Source organism: Streptomyces sp. NPDC002623 (assembly GCF_053592635.1).
This window is the reverse complement of sequence record NZ_JBSFWB010000029.1, coordinates 40,812-52,746: the sequence shown is the minus strand read 5'-3', so window position 1 is coordinate 52,746 and position 11,935 is coordinate 40,812. Positions and strand designations below refer to the sequence as shown.

The following is an 11,935-nucleotide window of genomic DNA, read 5'->3' as shown; positions in this document are numbered from 1 at the left end:
CTCAGGTCGCCTCGCTGTCTCGTGGGGGCTCCCCGGCCCACGCCCGGGTGAGCAGGTCGGTCAGGTCCTCGGCGCCGACCGGAACGGGGTTGTCCTGAGGCACGTACGGCAGGATCAGCCGGGCTGCCTCGGGAATGTCCTCGCGCCGCAGCCCGTGGTCGGCCAGTGCGCATGGGGCGTCGAGTTCCTCGCGCAACGCGTTCAGCCCGGCCACCGGCCCGGTACTTCCCAGCGCGGCGGCGATCCGGTGTGCCGCGTCCGGCGCGCCCGGTGCGTTGAGTTCCAGCACGTACGGGAGCACCGTGGCGTGGGTCTGCGCGTGCGGCAGGTCGTACGCGCCGCCCAGCACATGGCAGATCTTGTGGTGGAGCCCCGAGCCGGCGGAGGCGAAGGCCACCCCGGACAGGTAGCAGCCGTACAACGTGGCGTCCCGGCCGTCGATGTCGTCCGGCTTCCGGGCGATCCGGCGCAGCCCGTCAGCCACAGCCCGCAGGCCCTCCATCGACAGGGCCTGGTTGACCGGGTTGGCGCGCGGGGCCCACATGGAGTCGACGCAGTGGGCGATCGCGTTGAGTCCGGAGGCCACCGACAGGCCGACGGGCAGCGACAGGGTGAGTTCCGAGTCGTACACCACGGCGACCGGGAGGACCGCGTCGTCCACGCCGGTGGTCTTGCGGGAGGCCTCCGTGAGCCCCCAGACGTTGGTGGCCTCGGAGCCGGCGTAGGTCGTGGGCACGGCGACGATCGGCAGGCGGGTGGTGAGCGCCACCGCCTTGGCCAGTCCGGTCGTGGACCCGCCGCCCACGCAGACGACCAGGTCTGCGCCGCTTTCCTCGGCTGCGGCTCGGGCGGCCTCGGCCTGCTGCGCGGGGACGTGAGGGCGTACGTCGCTGTGCAGCAGTACGACCGGAAGGCCCGCGGTGACGCGGTCGGCGACCGCGGCCTCGGCGGGGGCGGCGATCACCATGATTCTGCGGGCGTCCAGCCGGTCGACCTCGGCGGCCAAGTGGTGTGCCGCGCGGCCGTACCCGAAGCGGACGCGCTGACCGAGCGTGATGTTCTCGAAGGTGAGGCTCACTGATTCGTCCTGGAGGGGAGGGCGGAGGGCCCGGGCGTGCTGAGTGCGCCCGGGCCCAGGGTGTTCGCGGGGAGCGACGGGGAACGTCAGTCGGTCGTGACCGGCTCCAGGCGCGACAGGATGTCCTCCCGCTCGCTCTCGAACTGCGGCGGCAGCATGAAGTTCTTGCCGAGTTCCTCGGGGGACTCGTCGCAGTCCCAGCCGCCGGCGTCGTCCGTGACCGCCAGCTCGAAGAGCGCGCCGCCCGGGGTCCGCACGTAGTGGGACTTGAAGTAGGTGCGGTCCTTGAGCTCGGAGATGTCGGTGTAGCCGGCGCCCTCGATGTCGAACTTCACCGCGGACTGGTTCTCCAGGGTGTCCAGGTTCCAGGCGAAGTGGTGGTACGTACCGGCGCCGAAGGTCCAGGTGCCCTGGTCGTCGGTCCGGTTCCCGCGCAGCTCGATGAAGTTGCCGTAGCCCTGCGTGCCGACCTGGAAGGAGGCGACGTCGCCCTCCTCCGAGACCTTGCCCTGGGAGAAGAACGCGTCGTTGCCGAAGTCGACCATGCGGTCCTGGTCGTACACGTGCAGGCCGACGCCGTGGATGCCGTGGACCGCGGCCTCGGCGGCCACACCGTTCCCGGTGAAGCCCTCCCGGGGGTCGTTCTCGTTGCCGACCAGGACGTACTCGATGCCGGACGGGTGGTCGAACGCGAGGCGTCCGGTGCCGAGGGTCTCGAAGCGCCTGGCCTGGATGTCGTGCTGCCCGAGCCGCTTCGCCCAGTAGTCGAGTGAGTCGGCCGGGACGGACAGGAGGACCTCGCGCGCCTGGTTGGTGCCCCGCTTGCCGTACACCCCCGCCTGAGCCCACGGGAACGTGGTGACCACCGAGGAGGGGTCGCCGTTCGCGTTGGAGTAGTAGAAGTGGTAGATCGGCGCGGAACCGTCGTACAGGACGGTCTTCTTGATGAAGCGCATGCCCAGGACTCGCGTGTGGAAGTCCACGTCCTCCTGCGCGCCACCCACGGACAGGGTCACGTGGTGGGAGCCGACGAGATACGTCATGGTTCGGATCTCCTTCTCTGCGGAAGCCAGCCGTATGATTGTCATACGATATGACGGCACCGTGTCAAGGGAGTGTCGGGAAGTCGACCAGGTCGGTCGGGCGTCTGTGCTGAAGGGGCCGTTGTCAGGTACGACCGATCTGCGTTAACGTGCCCCCGTACTTTGTCGGACAATCATACGGGGTGACCGTGATTCAATTGCCCACGGACGACACGTACGAGGTCCTGATCGTGCGTTACGCGTCCCGTACGACCACCCGAGGCCTGGTCTTCCTCAACCACCATCTGTACGGCGAGCCGGACGGGCCCATCGGGATGGACTACTACGTCTGGATCGTGCGCAACGAGCGGCGCACGATCGTCGTCGACACCGGATACAGCGAGCTCGGCGGGCGCAACCGGAACCGCGGCCACCTCATCCACCCCGGGGAGGCCTTCCGCCGTCTGGGTGTCGAGCCGGCCGCGTCCACCCTGGTCCTCACCCACGCCCACTACGACCACGTGGGCAACGTGGACCTGTTTCCGGACTCCAAGGTGATCGTGCCGCGCACGGAGTTCGACTTCTGGACCGGCGACTGCGCACAGCGGTTCCAGTTCCACCACACCGTCGAAGAGACCGAGATCGACCATCTGCGCAAGGTCCACGACCAGGGCCGGATGGTGTTCCACCGCGGCCACGAGGAGATCGCGCCCGGGGTGGAACTGATCGAGCTGGGCGGCCACTCCCCGGGCCAGGCGATCCTCACCGTCAAGACGAACGAGGGCCTCGTCCTGCTCGCCTCCGACGCCACGCACTACTACGAGGAACTGGAGCGGGACCTGCCGTTCCTCGTGGTCGCGGACCTGGAGGCGATGTACCGGGGCTTCGACCACATGAAGCGACTCGTCGCGGACCACGACGCGATCCTCGTCCCCGGCCACGACCCGGCCGTCCTCGACCGCCACCGGCGACTCGGCGGCCCGATGGGCGAGTTCACCGCGGTGATCGGCGGCCCCCGCAGCGAAGGAGCAGTGACATGACCGGTACGGCAGCTCCGCCGGTGGGCTTCATCGGCCTCGGCAACATGGGCGGGCGCATGGTCCGTCGTCTGGTGGACGCCGGACACGAGGTCCTCGGCCACGACACCCGCCCGGAGAACGTCACCGCGTGCGGCGCCACCCCCGCCGAGTCCGTCGCCGAAGTGACGCGGAGCTGTGAGGTCGTCCTCCTCTCGCTGCCGGAGAGCAAGGTCGTCGAAGCGGTCGTCCTCGGGGAACACGGTGTGCTCTCACAAGCCCGTCCGGGCCAGGTCGTCGTCGACCTCAGCACCTCGGCGCCCGCCTCCACCGCGCGTCTGCACGCCGAACTCGCCCAGCGGGGCGCCACCCTGCTCGACGCGGGGATCTCCGGCGGGGCCGCCGCGGCCGAGAAGGGCACGCTCACCCTCATGGTCGGCGGCGACACCGGCACCCTCGACCGGGTGCGCCCACTGCTCGCGGCCTTCTCCGCCGACGTCTTCCACTGCGGAGCCGTCGGCAGCGGCCACACGGCCAAGCTGCTCAACAACTTCCTCAACGCCGTCGCCCTGTCCGCGACCGCCGAGGTGATGGTCGCCGGGCGCAAGGCGGGACTCGACCTCCAGGTCCTCCTCGACGTGCTCAACACCAGCTCGGGGGTGAACTTCGCGACGCTGAACCGCTTCCCGAAGATCATCCACGGCGACTACCTCAAGGGCGGTCTGACCAACGCGCTGATGATGAAGGACGTCCTCGCCTACGTCGACCTCGTCACCGGTCTCGGCGTCGCGAGCCCCAACTCCGCCGCCCCGCTGGCCTCCTTCGGCCTCGCCCTCCAGCTGGGCTACGCGCAGGACATCAGCAACACCGTCGTCGACGCGCTCGGCGACGTCTCCGGACGCGTCCGCGTCCACGACGGCGCGTACGACGCCGGAAAGGCCACCTCGTGAAACTCATCCACGGAACTACCCAGCACGGCGTCGGCACCAAGACCGGCTCGCGGTTCACCGGCACGGTGCACGCCTACCTGACCATGCCCGCCACCGACGGCGTGACGGTCAACACCGTCAACTTCGTGCCGGGCGCCCGCACTTACTGGCACACCCACGAGCACGGCCAGCTCCTCCAGGTGCTCGCCGGGAGCGGCTGGGTCGCGACCGAGCGGGACGGCGTCCGCCCGCTGCGCGCCGGCGACACCGTGTGGTGCCCGCCGGGCGAACGGCACTGGCATGGCGCCGCCCCCGACTCCTTCATGACCCACACCGCCATCTCGCTCGGGAGCACCTCCTGGGCCGAGGAGGTCGGCCCCGAGCAGTACACCGCTCCGGCACCCGCAGAGGACTGAGAACCCATGGCAACCGAACCGCTCGTCATCGACAGCAGCCCCCGCGACACCACCCACCGCGACACCTACGAAGCCGGCCTCGCCATCCGCAAGGCCGTCCTCGGCGCGGACCACGTCGAACGCTCCCTCGCCCAGGTCAGCGAGTTCGCGCGGCCGATGCAGGAACTGGTCACCGAGTACTGCTGGGGCGCCGTGTGGAACCGCCCCGGACTGGAGCGCGGCACCCGCAGCCTGATCAACCTCGCCATGCTGACCGCCCTGGGCCGCAACCACGAACTCGGAGTCCACGTCAAGGGAGCGCTCACCAACGGCGTGACCGTCGAGGAGATCCAGGAAGTGCTCCTCCAGACGGCGATCTACGTCGGCGTCCCGGCGGCCCTGGAGTCCTTCCGGGTCGCCGAGCAGGTGATACGAGAGGTCGACGGCGATGTCTGACCGCCACGAGCCCGAGCCCGACACCGCTCTGCCCTCGGTCGCGTTCGTCGGCCTGGGCAACATGGGTGCCCCGATGTCGATACGCCTGGTCCGCGCCGGATACGCCGTCACCGGGTTCGACCCGAGCCCCGACGCCTGCGCCGGTCCTGTCGTCGACGGCGTCCGGATCGCCGGGACGGCCGCCGACGCGGTCCGGGGCGCCGATGTCGTCGTCCTCATGCTTCCCAGCAGCGCGGTCGTCGAGGCGGTGCTGGGCGACCCGGCCCTCCTGGCCGCACTGGGCGAGGGCAGCACGGTCGTGGACATGAGCTCCTCCGACCCGATGTCCACCCGACGTCTCGCCGCGCGCCTCGAAGAACAGGGCGTCACCCTCGTCGACGCCCCCGTCTCCGGCGGGGTCAAGGGTGCCGTGAACGGCCGGCTCACCATCATGGTGGGCGGCGCCGAAGCCGACGTGGAACGACTGTCCCCGCTCCTCGCGGTCATGGGCACCGCCCGACGCGCCGGCCCGGTGGGCGCGGGGCACGCGCTCAAGGCCATCAACAACCTGCTGTCCGCCACCCATCTGCTGGCCACCGCCGAGGGCGTCCTCGCCGGCGAGCGGTTCGGGCTCGACCCGGCGGTCGTGGTGGAACTGATCAACTCCTCCAGCGGTCGCAGCGGCTCCACGGACAACAAGTTCCCCAACTTCGTGCTGCCCGGCACCTACGACTCCGGCTTCGGCCTGCGCCTCATGGTCAAGGACATGCGCATCGCCGTCGGCCTCGCCCATGAACTCGGCGTCGCCAGCCCCCTCGGCGACAGCGCCGTCGCCCTCTGGGAGCGCGCGCTCGAAGCCCTGCCCGACACCGCGGACCACACCGAGATCGCCCGCTGGGCCTTCGAGGGATCCGCCGACCGGGAGCCGGTGACCCGATGAGCACCCCGACCGGAGCCGAACTCCGGGACGCCGTCGTCGAGTTGCACGGTGCCTGGGACGAACAGTGGCAGGCGGTGCTCGAACTCGCGCCCCAACTGCTCGCGGCCTACGTCCGGCTGGCCGGCGTACCCCAGCGCAAGGGCCACCTCGACCCCAAGACCCGAGAACTGATCTACCTCGCCGTCGACGCGGCGGCCACCCACCTGTACGCCCCCGGTGTGCGCCGGCACATCCGCCGCGCTCTCGACCTCGGGGCCACCCCCGGGGAGATCACCGAGGTCATCGAGCTGACGACGACCTTGGGCATCCACGCCATGAACATCGGCGTGCCGCTGCTCGCCGAGATCCTGACGGAACGCGGTCTGCGCGACGGACCGGCCGAACTCGACGCGTACCAGAAGGAGTTGAAGGAGCGGTTCACCGCCAACCGGGGCTACTGGCACGCGTTCTGGGACGAGATCCTCGAACTCGACCCGGAGATGTTCGAGGCCTACACCGACTTCTCCTCGGTGTCCTGGCAGCACGGCTCCCTGGAGCCCAAGGTCAAGGAGTTCGTGTACACGGCCTTCGACTGCGCCTCCACCCACCTCTACGTCAAGGGGTGGAAGGCGCACATGGACAACGCGCTCGGCTACGGGGCGACCGTCGGTGAACTCCTCGAAGTCATGGAGATCGCCGCGGTGATGGGCATGCAGAGCGCGCTCCAGGCCCTGCCCGTGCTGCGCGAGGAGCTGGCCGCACCCCTTCGACACCATCAGATGTGAGGCGGAAGAAGATGACATTGCGCGGACTGGCCGGAAAGGTCGCCGTCGTGACCGGGGCCGCCGGTGGCCTCGGACGGGCCACGGTGGAACGGCTCGCCGAGGAGGGCGTGAAGGTCGTCGCCGTCGACCTCGATGCGGCCGCTGCCAAGGAGGTCGCCGCCGCGGTCGGCGGCGAGACGGTCGCCGTCGCGGCGGACGTGACCACCGAGGACGGCGTCGACACCTACATGCGGGCCGCCCTCGACGCCTTCGGGCGGGTGGACCTGCACCACCTCAACGCCGGGATCGCCGGCTCCCTCGCCGACCTCGTCGACGTGACCGTCGAGGAGTGGGAGAAGGTCATGGCCGTCAATCTGCGCGGCCCCTTCCTCGGCGTACGGGCGGCCTTCCGCCACTACCTGGAGCGCGGCAGCGTCGGCTCGATCGTCGTCACCGCCTCCATCGCCGGACTGCGCGGCAGCAACGACCTGCTGGCCTACACCACGTCCAAGCACGGCACGGTGGGGCTGGTCCACGGCGCCGCCGTGTACGGCGGGCCCATCGGCGTGCGGGTGAACGCCGTGGCGCCGGGCATCGTGCCCACGCCGATCTTCGGCGAGGCCGGGATGGCCGACATGCGCCGGCGCGCGGGCACCTCGCCGCTGCGGCGGGCGGGCCGGCCGGAGGAGGTGGCCGCGACGGTCGCGTTCCTGCTCAGCGACGAGTCGAGCTATGTCACCGGCGAGATCTTCTCCGTCGACGGCGGCGCCAGTGTGCAGAACACCAACCGGCGGGGCGGGGGAGCGGGGCTCTGGGACGTCGCGGTGACGGACGAGGCGATCCTCGAACGGCACCGGACGGGGACGGCAGGAAGGGATTCCGGACGATGACGACCATGCGGGCGGCCCTGCTGCGCGGCTTCGACATCCCCTTCAGCGTCGAGGAGGTGGAACTCCTCGACCTCGCCCCCACCCGGGTGCTGGTCCGCACGAAGGCGACGCCGTTCTGCTCCACCGACGTGACCAGCTTCCACGGCCGCCTCGGCAAGGTCCCGCCGACGATCCTGGGCCACGCCTCGACCGGCGAGGTGATCGAGGTCGGCAGCCAGGTGCGCGGCATCGAGGTCGGGCAGCGGGTCGTCGTCCCCGGCACACCCGAGTGCGGCCACTGCTTCTACTGCGGCATCGGCCGCCCCGACCAGTGCTCCGAACTGTTCGACCTCGGCGGTGTCTACCCGGACGTGGCACACACCGCCGACGGCCTGCTGGTCAACGCGGCCGGATGCGTGGGCGGTTACGCCGAGATCATGAACGTCTCGCAGAACCAGGTCTTCCCCGTCGAGACGGACCTGCCGTGGGAGGTGCTCTCGCTCCTCGGCTGCGGTGTCACGACCGGAGTGGGGGCCGTCCTCAACGTCGCCAAGGTCGCGCCGGACGAGGTGGTCGCCGTGGTCGGAGCGGGCCACCTGGGACTGTGGGCCGTCCAGGCCGCGCGCCTGGCCGGGGCCCGCGAGGTGGTCGTGGTGGAGCCTCGGGAGGACCGCCGCGGAGTGGCGCTGAAGGTGGGCGCCACGGTGGCCGTCACACCCGAGGAGGCCCTGGAAGCCGTACGGGACGTGACCGGGGGACGAGGAGCCGACAAGGTCGTCGAGGCGGCCGGGCCCCCCGCCGCCCAGCGGCTGGCCCTGGAGATCTCCCGGCGGGCCGGCACCGTCGTGCTCTCCGGTCTGAAGGACGTGGCCGGGGAGGTCACCTTCGCGCAGATCCCCCTCGCGGTCCAGAGCCGGCAGGTGCTCAGCACGCAGAACGGCAACGTCCGTATGCGCCGCGACCTCCCGGCCTATGTCCGCCTGCTCGAACGGGGCGCGCTCGACGCGGCGCCGGTCATCACCTCGACCTACCGCCTCGACGACATCGACACTGCGCTCCGGCGTTCCGAACGGCTCGAGGACCTCTCGGGCGTGTTCGTCTTCTGAGCAGGGCAGGGAGTGAACCGAGATGAGAGCAGCTGTGCTGGAGGCGTTCGGCGCCCCCATGCCGGTACGGGAACTCGACCTGCGGGATCCCTCCGCGCGCGAGGTGCTGGTCCGGACGGTCGCCGCGCCGTTCTGCTCGACCGACTGGCTCGGCTGGCGCGCGATGCGCGGCAAGATCCCGCCGGTCGTGCTCGGCCACACCGCGCTGGGCGTGGTCGAGCGGTGCGGCGGCCCCGACGGCACCCGCGGTTACGGCGTCGGAGACCTGGTGGTCGTCGCCGGTACTCCGCAGTGCGACGAGTGCTTCTACTGCGGGATCGGCCGTCCGGACCAGTGCGCCCGTCTCTTCGAGAGCCCCGAACCGGTCATCGCCACCGACCACGCGGGCCGGCCGGTGCGCGCCGCGGGCGGGGTCGGGGCGTACGCCGAGCTGGTCGTCGCCGACCGGAGCCAGGTCTGGCGCGTGGACAGTGCGCTGCCGGCCGCGCAACTGAGCCTGCTGGGCTGCGGGATCACCACCGGTCACGGCGCGATCGTGAACGTGGCGGAGCTCCGGCCGGGGGACTCCGTCGCGGTCGTCGGGCTGGGGCACCTCGGGTTGTGGTGCGTGCAGGCGGCGCGGGTCGCCGGGGCCGGCCGGATCATCGGCGTGGACCCGGTGCCCGGGCGTCGCGCGGCGGCCGCCGAGCTCGGGGCGACCGACGTGGTGGACCCGGCCGGACACGACCCGGTGGAGCAGGTGCGTTCCCTCACCGAAGGACGGGGCGCGGACGTCGTGGTCGAAGCCGCAGGGCCCGAACTCGCGGTGCAACAGGCGGTCGCCATGTCCCGGCGGGCCGGGACCGTCGTGCTCACGGGTGTGCAGTGGGCTCAGGGCCGGGTCTCCCTGCCGCAGAACGCCCTGGCGATCCACGGCAGGAGGATCCTCTCCTGCCAGAACGGCCAGAGCGTGATGTCCCGTGACCTTCCCCGCTGCGTGGAACTCCTGGAGAGCGGTGAGTACGACGCCCGGCCGATCGTGACGGCGGAGTACCCCCTCGACCGGATCGACGAGGCGCTGTACGCGGCGGGGGAGTTCCGCGATCTCACCGGGGTCGTCACAGTCTTCCGCTGAGCCCCATCCGCTATATTTGTATGACGCTCATACCATCATTCGAAGACGTAGGGGTGGGGATCATGTCAGCGGCCGCGAAGCCATCGACCTCGAACGCGAACTCGCTCGCGTCGGCCTGGACCACCAGTCCCGTCGGCCGCGTCGCCGCGCCGCTGCGCGAGCAGGTCGTCACGGCGCTGCGCGAGGCGATCCTCGACTTCCGGCTGGAGCCGGGCCGGCGTCTTGTCGAGCGGGAGCTCGTCGAGCAGCTCGACGTCTCGCGCACCACGGTCCGTGAGGCCCTCCGGGAGCTGACCTCCGAGGGGCTGATCAAGGTCGTGCCCCAGAAGGGAGCCGTGGTCGCGGCGCCCACCCACGACGAGGCCCGCGACCTCTACGACGTCCGCTGCGCTCTGGAGACCCTGCTGGTGCGACGGTTCGTCGAGAAGGCGCCCCGCTCCAAGATGTACGCCCTCGAAGCGGCGGCCGAGCACTTCGCCGAGGTCGCCTCGCGGGAGAACGTCGAGCCGCGCGAGGTCCTCGAGGCACGCCACGCGTTCAACGCCGTACTGCACGACGGCGTCGGCAGCGAGGTGCTGAGACAGCTCGTGGACGGTGTCCAGGCCAAGGTGCGCGTCCTGGTGGTCAAGGGCATGTCGACGAACCACTCCGAAGTCATCCAGGAGCTGCGCGACATCGTCGCCGCGATCAGGGAGCGGGACGCGGACACGGCGGTCGAGGTCTACACCAGGCACATGCGGCGCGTCGCCGCCAACGCCCTGGAAGGACTGAAGGGGATACAGGAGCCGTAACTCCCGTATGCGCCGTCCCCGACCCGACCTGTCCGGGCGTCCGCCACCTCCGTGCCTCCTCAGGGTGGACGGCGGCCGGCTCAGAACGTCAGCGGCTGTCCGAAGTGGAAGCGGGACACCGATCCGTAGGTGACGTCCCACTTGGCGGCGATGTGCGTCTTGAACATCGCGACGTCCCGGTAGTACTTCTCCATCGGCGAGCCGAGCCGTGCGGAAGAGGACCCGGCGTTGGAGAAGGCCAGGTCGACGGCCTGGCCCGCGAGCTGGGCGCCCTGCAGGATGACACCGCGCAGCCGGGCGTCCTCCTCGGGCGTGAACTCCTGGCGGGTGCGTTCCCAGCGCCGTCCCAGCTCGGTGTACCGGCGCATCGCGCCCAGCAGCAGGGTCTCGCCGGCGTCGATCTGGGCGAGCATCTTGCCGTACCAGCGGTGGAACTCCGCGGAGTCGGTGCGCGGCATCATCGGCGGGAAGCTCGTCGGGCGGGCGGCCATCAGCTCGTCGAAGGAGTCGAAGGCGGCCCAGGCGGCGCCGATCTGGGTGGCGACGAGCTCGCAGTTGAAGAAGGCGAGGGTGCGGCCCAGGTACATCGGGTTGCGGTGCAGCCGGTAGCCGATCGTGCCGTGCTCGCCCAGCGTGTGGTCCTTGAAGTTGTAGACCACGCTGAGGTGTTCGGGCACCAGCGCGTCCTCGACCCGGAGGGAGTTCGAGCTGGACGCGCGCATGCCGAGGACCTGGTCCCCGCCCCAGTCGTCGAGGATCTCGTAGTCGCCGCGCGGGACGATGTACGCGCGCAGCCCCAGGGGTTGGTCCTGCTCGGTGAAGGTCGGGGCGACGAGCATCGCGTGGGTGCTCCACATCGAGCCCGAGCAGTAGTCCCAGGTGCCGGAGAGCCGGTAACCGCGCGCGGTGCGGACCGCCCGGCCGCGCGGGATGGTGCGGCCCGGCGCGATGACGTCGCCCGCGAAGAGCTCCTCCTGGGCCTGCTCGGGGAAGAAGGACGCGATGTGCCACGCGTGGCCGGCGCCGAGTACGAAGGACCAGCCGACGCCCGGGTCACCGCGCGATATCTCGACGGCGACCCGGAGGAAGTCGTCCAGGGGCAGCTCCAGGCCGCCGTACCGCTTCGGGTGGAGCATCCGGTAGAACCCGGCGTCGAGAAGCTGTTTGTGGATCGCCTCCGAGTAGCCGCCGAGCGCCTCGTGCTCCGCCTGAGCGGCCCGCAGGACCGGGCGGAGCCTGGTCGCCACCCCGAGGAGATGGTCGACCGTGCCCTCCGCCGCAGACGGGGGCGCGGAGTCGGCGGCGTACAGGCTTGCGCTCATCAAGCTCTCCTCTCGACACCTAACTTTGTATGACGATATTATAGGCAGGCAGAGAACGGCGCTAGATGGAACCCCTGGTCGATGAGATTGCTCAGGTGGTAGCCAATCGCCACCCTCTTTACGTCATTGTGCGATCGTCATACAGTCCCCATCGATGTGCCCATCCCGCGCCCGT

Annotated in this window: 13 protein-coding genes; 10 read left to right on the top strand and 3 right to left on the bottom strand. The window is 70.5% G+C overall.

Features of this window, described 5'->3' with window-relative positions; genetic code table 11:
• Nucleotide 1 precedes the first annotated feature (1 nt).
• The gene (locus tag ACWD4O_RS37165; RefSeq protein ID WP_451286924.1) at nt 2-1,078 is read right to left on the bottom strand and encodes a maleylacetate reductase; all 1,077 of its coding nucleotides are present in this window, start codon (nt 1,076-1,078) and stop codon (nt 2-4) included.
• Nucleotides 1,079-1,164: 86 nt separating this feature from the next.
• On the bottom strand, nt 1,165-2,121 hold the full coding sequence (locus tag ACWD4O_RS37160; protein ID WP_451286922.1) for a VOC family protein: 957 nt from the start codon (nt 2,119-2,121) through the stop codon (nt 1,165-1,167).
• A gap of 197 nt (nt 2,122-2,318) precedes the next feature.
• Between ACWD4O_RS37160 and ACWD4O_RS37155 the strand changes: the two genes are divergently transcribed.
• The 10 genes from ACWD4O_RS37155 to ACWD4O_RS37110 all read left to right on the top strand — a co-directional run bounded on the left by ACWD4O_RS37155 (nt 2,319) and on the right by ACWD4O_RS37110 (nt 10,438).
• Nucleotides 2,319-3,140 carry an N-acyl homoserine lactonase family protein gene (locus ACWD4O_RS37155; RefSeq protein WP_451286920.1) on the top strand — a complete coding sequence of 274 codons (822 nt, stop codon included), beginning with the start codon at nt 2,319-2,321 and terminating at the stop codon, nt 3,138-3,140.
• Nucleotides 3,137-4,066 carry an NAD(P)-dependent oxidoreductase gene (locus ACWD4O_RS37150; protein ID WP_451286919.1) on the top strand — a complete coding sequence of 310 codons (930 nt, stop codon included), beginning with the start codon at nt 3,137-3,139 and terminating at the stop codon, nt 4,064-4,066. Before ACWD4O_RS37155 ends, ACWD4O_RS37150 begins: the two co-directional genes overlap by 4 nt.
• A complete protein-coding gene (locus ACWD4O_RS37145; protein WP_451286917.1) occupies nt 4,063-4,461 on the top strand; it encodes a cupin domain-containing protein in 399 nt (132 codons plus the stop codon). Before ACWD4O_RS37150 ends, ACWD4O_RS37145 begins: the two co-directional genes overlap by 4 nt.
• A gap of 6 nt (nt 4,462-4,467) precedes the next feature.
• Nucleotides 4,468-4,896, top strand: a complete 429-nt coding sequence (locus ACWD4O_RS37140; protein ID WP_451286915.1) for a carboxymuconolactone decarboxylase family protein — start codon at nt 4,468-4,470, stop codon at nt 4,894-4,896.
• Complete coding sequence (locus ACWD4O_RS37135; protein WP_451286913.1) at nt 4,889-5,815, top strand: NAD(P)-dependent oxidoreductase; 927 nt, start codon at nt 4,889-4,891, stop codon at nt 5,813-5,815. The genes ACWD4O_RS37140 and ACWD4O_RS37135 overlap by 8 nt, the downstream gene beginning before the upstream one ends.
• Nucleotides 5,812-6,579, top strand: a complete 768-nt coding sequence (locus tag ACWD4O_RS37130; RefSeq protein ID WP_451286911.1) for a carboxymuconolactone decarboxylase family protein — start codon at nt 5,812-5,814, stop codon at nt 6,577-6,579. Before ACWD4O_RS37135 ends, ACWD4O_RS37130 begins: the two co-directional genes overlap by 4 nt.
• 11 nt (nt 6,580-6,590) lie before the next feature.
• The gene (locus ACWD4O_RS37125) at nt 6,591-7,448 is read left to right on the top strand and encodes an SDR family NAD(P)-dependent oxidoreductase (RefSeq protein WP_451286909.1); all 858 of its coding nucleotides are present in this window, start codon (nt 6,591-6,593) and stop codon (nt 7,446-7,448) included.
• Entirely contained in the window at nt 7,445-8,533 is a 1,089-nt protein-coding gene (locus tag ACWD4O_RS37120) for a zinc-binding dehydrogenase (protein WP_451286907.1), read from the top strand. Before ACWD4O_RS37125 ends, ACWD4O_RS37120 begins: the two co-directional genes overlap by 4 nt.
• Before the next feature lie 22 nt (nt 8,534-8,555).
• Nucleotides 8,556-9,647: a zinc-binding dehydrogenase gene (locus ACWD4O_RS37115; protein WP_451286905.1), complete on the top strand. Its 1,092-nt coding sequence runs from the start codon at nt 8,556-8,558 to the stop codon at nt 9,645-9,647.
• A gap of 62 nt (nt 9,648-9,709) precedes the next feature.
• A complete protein-coding gene (locus ACWD4O_RS37110) occupies nt 9,710-10,438 on the top strand; it encodes a GntR family transcriptional regulator (protein WP_451286903.1) in 729 nt (242 codons plus the stop codon).
• Nucleotides 10,439-10,518: 80 nt separating this feature from the next.
• Here the strand turns inward: ACWD4O_RS37110 and ACWD4O_RS37105 are convergent, their stop codons facing one another.
• Nucleotides 10,519-11,760 (bottom strand): acyl-CoA dehydrogenase family protein, encoded by a 1,242-nt coding sequence (locus ACWD4O_RS37105; protein WP_451286901.1) that lies wholly within the window; start codon nt 11,758-11,760, stop codon nt 10,519-10,521.
• Nucleotides 11,761-11,935 lie beyond the last annotated feature (175 nt).

What these genes read in the sequence shown, in the direction of transcription:
- ACWD4O_RS37130 (WP_451286911.1), top strand. Translation starts at nt 5,812, where the DNA reads ATGAGCACCCCGACCGGAGCCGAACTCCGGGACGCCGTCGTCGAGTTG.
- ACWD4O_RS37120 (WP_451286907.1), top strand. Translation starts at nt 7,445, where the DNA reads ATGACGACCATGCGGGCGGCCCTGCTGCGCGGCTTCGACATCCCCTTC.
- ACWD4O_RS37110 (WP_451286903.1), top strand. Translation starts at nt 9,710, where the DNA reads ATGTCAGCGGCCGCGAAGCCATCGACCTCGAACGCGAACTCGCTCGCG.
- ACWD4O_RS37135 (WP_451286913.1), top strand. Translation starts at nt 4,889, where the DNA reads ATGTCTGACCGCCACGAGCCCGAGCCCGACACCGCTCTGCCCTCGGTC.
- ACWD4O_RS37105 (WP_451286901.1), bottom strand. Translation starts at nt 11,760, where the DNA reads ATGAGCGCAAGCCTGTACGCCGCCGACTCCGCGCCCCCGTCTGCGGCG.
- ACWD4O_RS37140 (WP_451286915.1), top strand. Translation starts at nt 4,468, where the DNA reads ATGGCAACCGAACCGCTCGTCATCGACAGCAGCCCCCGCGACACCACC.
- ACWD4O_RS37150 (WP_451286919.1), top strand. Translation starts at nt 3,137, where the DNA reads ATGACCGGTACGGCAGCTCCGCCGGTGGGCTTCATCGGCCTCGGCAAC.
- ACWD4O_RS37160 (WP_451286922.1), bottom strand. Translation starts at nt 2,121, where the DNA reads ATGACGTATCTCGTCGGCTCCCACCACGTGACCCTGTCCGTGGGTGGC.
- ACWD4O_RS37115 (WP_451286905.1), top strand. Translation starts at nt 8,556, where the DNA reads ATGAGAGCAGCTGTGCTGGAGGCGTTCGGCGCCCCCATGCCGGTACGG.
- ACWD4O_RS37125 (WP_451286909.1), top strand. Translation starts at nt 6,591, where the DNA reads ATGACATTGCGCGGACTGGCCGGAAAGGTCGCCGTCGTGACCGGGGCC.